The sequence below is a fragment of the Streptomyces sp. genome, assembly GCF_036566765.1.
In the GTDB taxonomy this organism is placed as follows: domain Bacteria; phylum Actinomycetota; class Actinomycetes; order Streptomycetales; family Streptomycetaceae; genus Streptomyces.
In genome coordinates this window covers 1-10,791 of record NZ_DATCVQ010000238.1, presented here as the reverse complement: position 1 = coordinate 10,791, position 10,791 = coordinate 1, and the positions used below count along the sequence as shown (strand labels likewise).

Here is a 10,791-nt window from a genome sequence, read left to right as displayed (position 1 = left end):
CGGCGCCGCGGCCCTGCGCCGTACCGACATCGGCCGCCTCGCACCCGGCGCGTACGCGGACTTCGCGCTCCTCGACGCCCCCTCCCACGTCCACCTGGCCTACCGCCCGGGCGTCCCCCTGGTGACGGAGGTCTGGAAGCGCGGCGCTCGTATGGTCTGATCGCGAGCTGGACGACGGGCAGCCGTCGGCGTCCCGCCGGTCCGCCGTACGATCGGCCCATGGCGATCATTCACCGCACCACGATGAGCCCCACCAAGCTTGAGCTGCTGGCGAGTTGGCTGCCCGCGCAGCCTTGGTACGAGGCCACCGGCAGCGCGCCGGAGCCGGTGAAGGCCGGCGGGTTCCGGCTGGACGACCCGGAGGGCGAGGTGGGCATCGAGTTCATGGTGGTCACGGACGCCTCCGCCGCGTACCTCGTCCCCCTCACGTACCGCGCTGCGCCGATCGAGGGGGTCGCCGACGACGCGCTGATCGGCACCTCCGAGCACGGCGTCCTCGGCACGCGCTGGATCTACGACGGCGTCCACGACCCCGTCCTCGCCGCCCAGCTCCTCGCCCTGCTCCGGGACGAGGCCGTGCCGCAGGCCCAGAGCCTCTCCGACGCCCCCGACCCGACTGTCCACCGCGACGGCGCCGAGCTCGCGGCCACGGCGACCTTCTCGGACCTCACCGTCACCCGCCGACTGGAACCGGCGGCCGCCGTGCCCGCCCCGGCCGCCGCGCACGTGACCGCCACCTGGCGGCTCCCGGACGGCTCCGAGGTCCGCAGCCTCTTCGTGACGGCCTGACCGCAACGGGCACAGGATGTCGGGTCCGGCAGGGGGCGGTCTTCCTACCGTGAAGGACGTCAAGGGAAGGAGACCGCGGTGCTGGACCGGTTGAACGAGGCGCTGGAGCACATCGAGGCGCACCTCGGCGAACCGATCGAGGTGACCGAGCTGGCGCGGATCGCGACGACGTCGGAGTACCACTTCCGCCGGATGTTCTCGGCGCTGGCCGGTATGCCGCTGTCGGAGTACGTCCGTCGGCGGCGGCTCACCGTCGCGGGCGCCGAAGTGCTCGCCGGGGACCGGTCGTTGCTGGACATCGCGGTGCGGTACGGCTACGGCTCGGGCGAGGCGTTCGCCCGCGCGTTCCGCGCCGTGCACGGCGTCGGTCCGGGCGACGCCCGGCGGGCCGGTGCCGCACTGCGCTCGCAGCAGCGGATCTCCTTCCGTCTCGTCGTCGAAGGAAGGAGCACCATGCGATACCGCATCGTGCAGAAGGAAGAGTTCAGGATCGTCGGGAAGAAGGCCCGGGTCCCGCTCGTCCACGAGGGCCCGAACCACGCCATCGCGGAGTTCGTCCGCGGCATCGGCAAGGAATCGACGGCCCGCATCGCCGCCCTGTCCGACCAGGAGCCGAAGGGCATCGTCGCGGTGAGCGACGACCTCGACCCCAGCCGGGCCGAGGGCACCGAACTCGACTACTACCACGGGGTGGTGACGAGCGCGGCAGCCCCGGACGACCTGGACGAACTCCTCGTCCCGGCCGGCGCGTGGGCCGTCTTCGAGAACTCCGGCCCGTTCCCGCAGTCCCTCCAGTACCTCTGGCGGGACGTCTTCACCCAGTGGTTCCCGTCCAACCCGTACCGCAGCCGCCCGGGCCCGGAGATCCTCTCGGTCACCCTGACCCCGGACGGCGCCGAGGCGGACGCGGAGCTGTGGATCCCGGTGGAGCGTACGGAGGCCTGACGGGGCCGGAGCCGGGCGCTACTTCCGCACGCAGCCGGGGCAGGCATCGGCCTCGGCTGCACGGAAGGCCAGATGGCAGTCCTCGCAGTACTGCATCGGCAGCGGCGAGGCAGGGCCGGGCGGCGCGGGCGGGAGCTCCGGCGGCAGCCACTCCCGCAGCCGGAACGCCAGCAGCCGTCCGGGCCAGCGGATCGTCCCTGACGGCAGCGCGCCGGCCAGGGTCCGTGTCACGGCCTGCGGCGCGACGCCTCGCTCCAGCCATGTATGCACGGCCGGGGCGAGTCGCCGTACGTCGCTCTCGGAGAGCAGCAGCCGGGGCTCGACCTGCCGCAGCCCGGCGAGCAGGGACGCCGCAGGTTTCAACTCGTCGGTCAGCGTGGGTACTTCGGGTTCCGGTCGGGCGGCAGTCTTCCGGCGGGCCGGGCGGGCGCGTTTGACGAGGTCGACCGGGTGCGGATGCTCGTACCAGGTGGTCAGCGTGATGAGCTTGGCCCCGTCGCCCCGTACGACCTGCCGCTTCAGATAGCCGGCCGTCTCCAGCTCCCGCAGGGCCCCGGCGATCCGATGCGCGCCTTCACGGAAGCGGGCGGTCAGCGCTTTGATCCCGACGAGAGCGCCGTCGGGCAGAGACTGGATGTACACGCCGATGCCGATCGCACAGGCGGAGAGCTCGGGATGTTGTGCGAGATGGTTCCCCACGATGATGAACTTCTCGTCGTGTCGGTGCCGTACGTGCGTCACACCGGCCCGCGCGGGCGCGGCAACGCTAAACTGCGTCGCAGTCATCGGGAAGGTCTCTTCTTCCTAGGTGATCAGGCCCTCGACCGGGATGCCAGTCCCGCCGGGGGCCGAAATCTTTTATGGCAGTTGCGAGTTGGCGCGACCGTACCCCGCCGACCGGCCGTTCTGCCACATTGTCACTCGAAAGCGTGAGCTGTCGGGTTTGGGGCGGAAGCGGTTCTTACTCCCGTCCTTTTCCCGGGATGTCGCGCGTTCCCGCTTCGCACCCTTCCGGGTCGCGTCAGCCCGAATCCGGGGTCAGTGCAGCGCCTCGATCGCCTTGAGGATCAGCGCCCGCGCCTCGGCCCCGTACACAGCCATGCTGCGCAGCTGCTCGAACGCCTTCAGGTACAGGGCGATTTCGGAGGGCTGGGTGACGTTGACCTCCGCAGACATCAGCTCGACGGACACGAGGAGGTCGTCGTGCACGTCGAACGTCTCCTGCGGCCAGAGCACCCGCTCGCGGGTGGATGTCGGGATGATGCCGAACGACACCTGCGGCAGCGCCCCGGCCGTCAGGAGGTAGCCCAACTGTGCGGCCATCGCCTCCGCGTCACCGAGCTGGTAGTGGAGCACGGCCTCCTCGACGACCATCACGAAGCGGTGTCCGGGCTCGTGGATGACCTGGGCGCGCTGCATGCGCGCTGCCGCGGCTTCGACGGCGTCGTCGGGCACCCCGAGGAAGCGCGCGTTCATGCTCAGCAGCGCCTGGGCGTAGCCCTCGGTCTGCAGAAGGCCCGGCACGAGGACCGGGGAGTACACACGCAGCACGTTCGTCGACCGGTACAGCTCGGTGTAGTCGTCCTGCAGCTTGGCCAGGCCCGTGCGCACGCGCTGCCGCCACTCGCGGTACAGAGACTCCGCGTGCTGAGACGCCGCGATCAGATCGGGCGCCTGCTCGGTGGCGTCGGTGGCACGGCACCACAGGCGGATGTCGGTGGGTGACGGTAGGGTGCGCGCGTTCTCGATGCGGGAGGTCTTGGCGTGGTGCCACCCGCACGCGCGGGCCAGCTCGGTGACCGTCAGGCCGGCGCTCCTCCTCAAGTCGCGCAGTTGGCGGGCGACGTTCTCGCGCGCGGCCTGGGCGGAGGATGACGGAGATATGGGCATGAGCTGACCGGCGGGCTCTCTGTCAGTGGATCTCGTACTGGTCGTGTGGGATTGCGCGGTTCCAGATCGCCTCGAAGGCATCCGAGCACTGCTTGACGATGCTCGGATCAGTGTGCAACTCCATGTCCGGATCGGCCCAACCGCCGTCACCGGTGAAATGGTTGAACAGTACCTGTGCTCCGTCGAAGATCCACAGGTCGGCGCCCGGGACCATCAGGTCGACGGTCCGGCGGCGGGGCAGCCACCGCACCTGCTCGCCTGCGCCGACGTTGACGACGGTCCCGGCGTGCTCGTAGCGGATGTAGTCGGTGACCGGTTCGGACACGATGCGGGCCCGGCGCACGACGACGCCGCGGGCTACAGCGCGGGAGATCATGTCGACCCACGGCGCCCAGTACTCCGATGCGGGATCGGCGTCCCGACGGCCGGTGGACAGCCAGGTGTCGAAGTCGTCGGCCTCGTCGCCCACGGCGTACTGGTCGCGCATTTCCAGGTGTACGGCAGATCGCTGTGCGGCCTCGAACAGTTCGTCAAAGCTGGGCACGCTCTGCGGCATCGCAGGCCTCCCTCAGGACGGGGATCAGTCGTGCGGGGACGCGCACCACTGTCTCGTGATCGGGGATGCCCTGGGCGTGCCCGGGGGCGGTGTTGGCCGAGCACTCGGCTCGCGTGGCCTCGTCTGCGATGTAGCTCTGGATCACGATGTCCGCGGTCTCCGGGTCCACCCACGCAGTGGGTGAGCCGTTCTTCCCGGTGTCCGGATCGATCCCGACGAACTGTAGGCCCATGGCTGCCTTCCAGGTGAAGGTGGTGCGTCGATGTGCACCAAGCTGGCCCCTTGAGACAGGCTGGGTCAAGAGCGTGAACGCACCATTCGGCAGCTGGGGCAGCCAGTTGCACATCCATGCACATTGCTGGCGGAGCTCCTTCCTGCACTCCTAACGTCGGCAGAGACGACAGAGCCGTGCGGCCGACGCCGCGAAGGAGCGCCGACATGAGGAACACTGCCGCCCCGCCGCCCAAGACCCCGGAGTGCCGCCAGGGCGTACACGGCTGGTGCCGTCCCGGCCCGGTGTCGACGTCGTACGGGGACCTCGTCTTCACGGTCCAGTGCGGCTGCGCGTGCCATGGCGGAAAGGCGTTGCCGATCGTCGCCCAGACGGATCGTCAGCGTCGCGGCCGGGACTGTGCCGTGTGCGGTGTCGTGCTCTCGCCGGCTACGGCTCGTGACCTCGGGCCGCGTCCGATGGGCGGACTCGTGCGGTTTCCGCGCGTCTGCCGCCGTCACGAGGAGGCGAGCGGCGCGTGATCCTCCACTACGGGATGGGGACGTACCGGTGCCCCACGCCGGTGCACACACGGGAGTGCGGCGACGGCCGGCACGACGAATGCAGGGGCGGTGAGCCTTTCGCGGTCGCCGTCGGCGGCGGGCAGCGCGTGCGCCAGTGCGTGTGCACGTGCCACGGCCGGGGCGAGCGCCGGTGAGTGGGGTCTACGGGCTGGTGTCCCGTTGGTCACCTGATCACCACTGATCACCCTCCTGCACACCCCTTCGCCGCTCCGTCACGGAAAGCGCAAGTAACCCTGTCCCGGAGGGATTTGGACCGGTACCGTCCTGTAGCGGCAGGCACTCAGGGGGAAGACCGGGGGGTCGGAGTTGAGCGCTGTCCGTGTGCAGGTCGTCCGGGCTGGGGAGCTGGGCGATCGGGAGATCGAGGCGTGGCGGGAGCTGCGCGCCAAGTCCGGTTCGCCGGCCAATCCGTTCATGGAACCGGAGTTCACCCGGGCCGTCGCCGAGGTGCGGCCGCGGGCCCGGGTGGCCGTGGTGTGGGAGGGACTGGAGCCCGTCGGGTTCTTCCCGTTCGAGAAGGGGCTGTTGGGGCACGGGCGGGCCATCGGTCTCGGGGTGTCGGACTGCCAGGGCGCCGTCCTGCGGCCCGGGCTCACCACGTCCGCGCGGCGGCTGCTGCGGGACTGCGGGCTCGTCTCGTACGAGTTCGACAACCTGGAGGCCGGGCAGCGCGTCTTCCCGCCCTCCGGCGGCGCCGGCGCGCACGCCTCGCCCGTGATCGACGTCGGCGAGGGGTACGCGGCGTACCTGGACGTGCTGCGCGTCCAGTCGCCCAAGTTCCTCAAGACCACTCTCGCCAAGGAGCGCCGGCTCGGGCGGCAGGCCGGGGAGCTGCGTTTCGTGTTCGACGAGCGCGATCCCGCCGCCCTGCGCACCCTCATGGACTGGAAGTCCGCCCAGTACCGGCGGACCGGCCGTCGCGACCGGTTCGCCAAGGAGTGGATCAACGCGCTCGTGCGGCGGCTCCACGAGCTGCGTACGCCCGGCTGCTCCGGCCTGCTGTCCGTTCTCTACGCGGGTGAGCGGCCGATCGCCGCGCACTTCGGGCTGCGCTCGGCGACCGTCCTGTCCTGCTGGTTCCCGTCCTACGACCCGGAGTTCGCCAAGTTCTCGCCGGGTCTCATCCTCCATCTGAGGATGGCCGAGGCCGCCGCGGCCGCCGGGATCGGGATGCTCGACCTGGGCCGCGGGGCCGCCGAGTACAAGGACGCGCTCAAGACCGGTGAACTCACCGTGTACGAGGGCTCCGTCGTCCGCCCCGGCGTGCGCGCCGGGCTGTACTGGCTCTCCCGCGAGCCGTCCCGCCGGGCCCACGCCTTCGTGCGCAACCGGCCCCGGCTCGCCGGCTACGGCCGCGAGGCCCTCAACCGCCTCGCCCGCGCCCGCGGCCACCGCTGACGCGCACACACTCGGGGGGATCCGTGAGAAGTACGCCTGTGCACAGCACCAGCATGTCCGTCGCCCAGCTCGATCTCGACTCGCCCGGCGGAGGCGTGCTCGCCTTCGCGCCCGTGCCGGGGGGCCCGGCCGTCACCGTCCCCGGGGACGTCTACGCGCTCGTGCGGCTGCGCGGGCGGCCCGTTGCCACCGTCCTCGCACATGTGACCGTCGGGGCCGACCCCGCCGACGTCATCGCCGGGCTCGCCCGGGGCCGGGTCTGCGAAGCGCCCGCCGCCGAGCCCATCGGCGACCTGCCCCGCACCACCGTCGTCGTCGCCACCCGCGAGCGCGCCGACCAGCTCCCCCGCGCCCTCGACTCGCTCCTCGACCAGGACCACCCCGACTACGGGATCGTCGTCGTCGACAACGCACCCACGACCAAGGACACCTACGAGCTCGTCACCGGCGCCTATGCCGGGCGCGTGACCTACGTCCGCGAGGACACTCCCGGGCTCGCCGTCGCCCACAACACCGGGCTCGCCGCCGCTGACGGCGCGGTCGTCGCGTTCACCGACGACGACGTCGTCGCCGATCCGAACTGGCTGAGCGCCCTCACCGCGCCCTTCGCCGCCGACCCGCGGCTCGGCTGCGCCACCGGCCTGATCCTGCCCGCCCGGCTGAGCACCCCGGCGCAGATCCTCCTCGAGTCCCACGGCGGCTTCGCCAAGGGCTTCGCGCCGCGCACCTACGACCCGGGCCGGCCGCCCGCCGACGAGCCGCTCTTCCCGTTCACCGCGGGCAGCTTCGGCTCCGGCGCCAACATGGCCTTCCGCACCCGCGCCCTGCGGGCCGTCGGCGGCTTCGACCCCGCCACCGGCACCGGCACTTCGGCGAAGGGCGGCGACGACCTGTACGGCTTCGTCGCCGTCCTCACCGCCGGGTACCGGCTGCGCTACACCCCGGACGCCCTCGTCTGGCACCACCACCGCGAGACCTGGCAGGACCTGCGGAGCCAGGCGTACGGCTACGGCGCCGGCCTCACCGCGTACCTCACCGCCGCCCTCGTCCGCCGCCCCGCGCTGCTGCCCGCGCTCCTCGCCCGGCTGCCGCGCGGCCTCGCCCATGCCCGCGCGATGACCGCCCAGCGCGGGGACACGGGACAGAGCGTCCCCGGCGAGCACGGCGTCTCCACCCATCCCTGGCCCCGCAGCCTCTCCCGGCTGGAGCGGCGCGGCATGCTCTACGGGCCGCTCGGGTACGCGAAAGCCCGCCTCGACCTCCGTCGCAAGAGCGGGGGCATGAGATGAACGCGCCCGCCCGCATCGGCATCCCCGTCCACATCCGCATCCCCGTCCCCATCCGCATCCCCGTCCTCCTCTACCACGCCGTCATGGAGGACCCGCCGGACTGGATCGCCGAATTCACCGTCACGCCCAAGGAGTTCGGCGCGCAGCTCGACGCGATCGTGGACAGCGGCCGTACGCCGGTCCGGATCGGCACGCTCGTCGACCACCTCGCCGGCCGCGCCGCGCTGCCGCCCCGCCCGGTCGTCCTCACCTTCGACGACGGCTTCGCCGACCTGCCCGGGCCCACCGCCGAGGCGCTCGCCTCCCGCGACCTGCCCGCCACCGCGTATCTGACCACCGGGGCGATCACCCCCGGCCGGGCCAGCCTGCTGCCGCCCGCCCCGATGATGCTGCTCGGCCAGGCGCCGCTCCTGGAGCAGTACGGCATGGAGGTCGGCGGCCACACCGTCACCCACCCGCAGCTGGACACGCTGCCGGCCGCCGCCGTACGCCGCGAACTGCGCGAGTCCAAGGCCGCGTTGGAGGACGTCCTCGGGCACGAGGTCGTTCACCTCGCCTACCCGCACGGCTACAACAGCCGCGCCGTGCGCCGGGCCGCGCTCGACGCCGGCTACCGGTCCGCGGCCGCCGTGCGGCACGCGCTCAGCTCGGAGCGGGACGAGGCGTACCGGATCGCCCGGCTCATCGTGCGCCGCACGCACACCGTCGCCGACGTCGAGGCGTGGATGGCGGGCGGCGGCGCGAAGGCCGCGCCGTACCCGGACTCGCTGCCGACCGTCGGCTGGCGGCTGTACCGCCGGGCGCGCGCCGCGCTCCGCGGACCCGAGTTCGCCGGATAGGAGGGGAGAGCCGCCGTGCAGCAACGTGTGCCCGCACCGGTCACCGGGAGCGGCGTGCCGCCGCCCCGGCCCGCCGCCCGGCGGGAGCAGCAGCAGCCGCCCAGAAGACCGGACCGCCCGGACGGAACCCCTTCGGCGCAGACCGTTCTCAGCCTCCTGCCGCTGCTCGCCGCCGCCGGCCTGTGGGTGTACGCGCTGCCTCGCATCCCCTTCCGGGACATCGGCGACTACGGGCTGCTCGACCGCTTCCCGCCCGCGTTCTACGCCGCGCTCGCCCTGCTGACCTGCGGTTTCCTGGTCACCCTGCGGCGCGCCGGGACCGCGCCGCTGTGGCCGGCGACGTACAGCGTCGCGATGCTCGTCGCGCTCAAGGCCCCGCCCGCGATCCTGTACGACTCCGTCCGCTACGCCTGGGCCTCCAAGCACGACGCCGTGATCAGCCGGCTGCTCGCCGAGGGCACCGTCCACCCGACCGCCGAGCTGTCCGGCGGTATGTCCGCCTACGATCAGTGGCCGGGGTTCTTCTCGCTGAACGCGGCGCTCGTCCGGGCGTTCGGCGTCGAGGGCGCGGCCTCGTTCGTCAACTGGGCCCCGGTCGCGCTCGGCGTGCTGACGCTGCCCGTGCTGCTGCTGATCTACCGCACCTTCACCGACGACTGGCGGCTCGTCTGGACCGCGGTGTGGATCTTCCAGTTGGCGAACTGGGTCGGCCAGGACTACCTCTCCCCGCAGGGCTTCGCGTATCTGCTCTTCCTGACCGTCTTCGCCGTCGTCGTCCGGCACTTCGTCCGGCCCGGCTCGGCCGGCCGGCTGCGTGACCGCACCCTGCTCGACCCGGCCGCGGCCGCCGTGCCGCCGCCGACCACCGTCCGGCAGCGGGCCGTCTGCATCCTGATCGTCGCCCCGCTGATCGCCACGATCAACGCCTCGCACCAGCTCACCCCGGTCATGCTGTGCGCGACGCTCTTCGCGCTCTGCCTCACCCGCCGCTACCGCAACATCGGGCTGCTCGCGGTCACCGGCCTGATCATGCTGGTCTGGGACCTGACGATGGGCCGGGTCCTGTTCCTGGACACCCTCGCCACGCTCAAGGACTCCGCCGGCGACCTGCTGTCCAACTCCCGCGCCGGGTACGCGGGCGAGCCCACCGGCCCCGGCCCGGAGCTCGTCGGGACGGCCAACATCGCGATGGTGCTGGCCCTCGCCGCGCTCGCCGGGACCGCCGTACTGCTCCGCCGCAAGCTGGTGCGCAGCGCGCTGCCGCTGCTGCTGGCCGCCGCCGCGCCGGTGCCCATGTTCGCGGTGAACGACTACGGCGGCGAAATGCTCTTCCGCGTCTATCTGTTCGGGCTGCCCGGCACCGCGTTCTTCGCCGCCGCAGCCCTGGTCCCGGCCGCCGGCGCGGCCGGTCGCACCGCGAAGATCTCCCGCCGGACCGCCGCGGTCGCCCTGCCGCTCGCGCTCGCCGCCCTGCTGGCCGGCTTCCTGCCCTCGTACTACGGCAAGGAGGGCATGCACTACGCCCCGCCCGCCGAGGTCGAGCTGACCAAACGGGCCTACGACCGGGCCCCGGACGGCGCGCTGATCCTCGCGACGACCGGCTCGTTCCCCGGCGCGTACTACCGCTACGACCACTACGAGCGCTGGTTCTTCACCGAGCAGGACGTCCCGGAGAACCTGAAGATGCTCAAGGACCCGGCCCGGTATCTGGCCGCCGGCATCCCCGAGGGCCGCCCCGCGTACGTGATCCTCACGCCCACGCAGGAGAAGGCGGTCATCGGCGAGGGCTATCTGCCGCCGGGCAGCTTCTCGACCCTGCGCGCCGACCTGAAGCGCTCGCCGCTGTTCCGGGTGGTGGAGGAGAGCGAGCACGGACTCGTCCTCGCGTACCGCCCGCCCCCCAAGTGACCGGTACTTCCGCCGCTCCGACCAGGAGGTCGTCATGGCCGCCCCGTCCGCACTCTCGACGCCGCTCGGGCTCAGACTGGGCCTCGCCGCCTCCGGATGGCTGGCGCTCGGCGCGACCGCGCTGCCCGGCGGCTCCCCGCTGCGCTGGATACCCGTCCTCGCCTTCGTGACCTTCGGCCCCGGGCTCGCGCTGCTGCACCCGCAGCCGCCCGGGCTGCGCCCCGGGGCCCGCCTTGAGGCGCTGGCGCTCGCCGCGCCGGTCAGCCTGTCGCTGGCCGCGCTCACCGCGACCTCGCTGTTCCTGGTCGAGGGCTTCTCGACGACCGCGTTCCTGGCTTCGCTGGCCGCGTTCGCCACGGCGGCGGCCGCGCTGCCCGGCGTC

The 10,791-nt window shown here is 72.4% G+C and carries 11 protein-coding genes and 1 pseudogene; 8 read left to right on the top strand and 4 right to left on the bottom strand.

Features of this window, described 5'->3' with window-relative positions; all coding sequences use genetic code 11:
- The 3 genes and pseudogenes from VIU94_RS13535 to VIU94_RS13525 form a co-directional block, all read left to right on the top strand.
- Window positions 1-160: pseudogene (locus VIU94_RS13535) on the top strand (imidazolonepropionase); the annotation flags it as partial.
- 59 nt (window positions 161-219) lie between these two features.
- The gene (locus VIU94_RS13530; protein WP_331911068.1) at window positions 220-789 is read left to right on the top strand and encodes a maltokinase N-terminal cap-like domain-containing protein; all 570 of its coding nucleotides are present in this window, start codon (window positions 220-222) and stop codon (window positions 787-789) included.
- Between the two features lie 78 nt (window positions 790-867).
- Complete coding sequence (locus tag VIU94_RS13525; protein ID WP_331911066.1) at window positions 868-1,734, top strand: GyrI-like domain-containing protein; 867 nt, start codon at window positions 868-870, stop codon at window positions 1,732-1,734.
- 18 nt (window positions 1,735-1,752) lie between these two features.
- Here VIU94_RS13525 and VIU94_RS13520 read toward each other — a convergent pair whose 3' ends face one another.
- From VIU94_RS13520 to VIU94_RS13505, 4 genes are all read right to left on the bottom strand, one after another.
- Window positions 1,753-2,520, bottom strand: a complete 768-nt coding sequence (locus VIU94_RS13520; RefSeq protein ID WP_331911064.1) for a helix-turn-helix domain-containing protein — start codon at window positions 2,518-2,520, stop codon at window positions 1,753-1,755.
- A 252-nt stretch (window positions 2,521-2,772) separates the two neighbouring features.
- Complete coding sequence (locus tag VIU94_RS13515; RefSeq protein ID WP_331911062.1) at window positions 2,773-3,624, bottom strand: helix-turn-helix domain-containing protein; 852 nt, start codon at window positions 3,622-3,624, stop codon at window positions 2,773-2,775.
- 22 nt (window positions 3,625-3,646) lie between these two features.
- Window positions 3,647-4,180, bottom strand: a complete 534-nt coding sequence (locus VIU94_RS13510; protein ID WP_331911060.1) for a DUF6879 family protein — start codon at window positions 4,178-4,180, stop codon at window positions 3,647-3,649.
- On the bottom strand, window positions 4,155-4,412 hold the full coding sequence (locus VIU94_RS13505; RefSeq protein ID WP_331911074.1) for a hypothetical protein: 258 nt from the start codon (window positions 4,410-4,412) through the stop codon (window positions 4,155-4,157). The genes VIU94_RS13510 and VIU94_RS13505 overlap by 26 nt, the downstream gene beginning before the upstream one ends.
- An 869-nt stretch (window positions 4,413-5,281) precedes the next feature.
- Here VIU94_RS13505 and VIU94_RS13500 point away from each other — a divergent pair.
- The 5 genes from VIU94_RS13500 to VIU94_RS13480 all read left to right on the top strand — a co-directional run.
- Window positions 5,282-6,373, top strand: a complete 1,092-nt coding sequence (locus tag VIU94_RS13500; RefSeq protein ID WP_331911058.1) for a GNAT family N-acetyltransferase — start codon at window positions 5,282-5,284, stop codon at window positions 6,371-6,373.
- Window positions 6,374-6,426: 53 nt separating this feature from the next.
- Entirely contained in the window at window positions 6,427-7,662 is a 1,236-nt protein-coding gene (locus VIU94_RS13495) for a glycosyltransferase family 2 protein (RefSeq protein WP_331911072.1), read from the top strand.
- 83 nt (window positions 7,663-7,745) lie between these two features.
- The gene (locus VIU94_RS13490) at window positions 7,746-8,501 is read left to right on the top strand and encodes a polysaccharide deacetylase family protein (protein ID WP_331911070.1); all 756 of its coding nucleotides are present in this window, start codon (window positions 7,746-7,748) and stop codon (window positions 8,499-8,501) included.
- 15 nt (window positions 8,502-8,516) lie between these two features.
- Window positions 8,517-10,409 carry a hypothetical protein gene (locus VIU94_RS13485; RefSeq protein ID WP_331911056.1) on the top strand — a complete coding sequence of 631 codons (1,893 nt, stop codon included), beginning with the start codon at window positions 8,517-8,519 and terminating at the stop codon, window positions 10,407-10,409.
- Between the two features lie 34 nt (window positions 10,410-10,443).
- A partial coding sequence (locus VIU94_RS13480) for a hypothetical protein (protein ID WP_331911054.1) occupies window positions 10,444-10,791 on the top strand: 348 nt, incomplete at its 3' end.

Excerpts from the sequence above, each read along its gene's own strand:
- VIU94_RS13530 (WP_331911068.1), top strand. The coding sequence starts at position 220 with ATGGCGATCATTCACCGCACCACGATGAGCCCCACCAAGCTTGAGCTG.
- VIU94_RS13490 (WP_331911070.1), top strand. The coding sequence starts at position 7,746 with ATGGAGGACCCGCCGGACTGGATCGCCGAATTCACCGTCACGCCCAAG.
- VIU94_RS13505 (WP_331911074.1), bottom strand. The coding sequence starts at position 4,412 with ATGGGCCTACAGTTCGTCGGGATCGATCCGGACACCGGGAAGAACGGC.
- VIU94_RS13515 (WP_331911062.1), bottom strand. The coding sequence starts at position 3,624 with ATGCCCATATCTCCGTCATCCTCCGCCCAGGCCGCGCGCGAGAACGTC.
- VIU94_RS13520 (WP_331911064.1), bottom strand. The coding sequence starts at position 2,520 with ATGACTGCGACGCAGTTTAGCGTTGCCGCGCCCGCGCGGGCCGGTGTG.
- VIU94_RS13510 (WP_331911060.1), bottom strand. The coding sequence starts at position 4,180 with ATGCCGCAGAGCGTGCCCAGCTTTGACGAACTGTTCGAGGCCGCACAG.
- VIU94_RS13495 (WP_331911072.1), top strand. The coding sequence starts at position 6,427 with ATGTCCGTCGCCCAGCTCGATCTCGACTCGCCCGGCGGAGGCGTGCTC.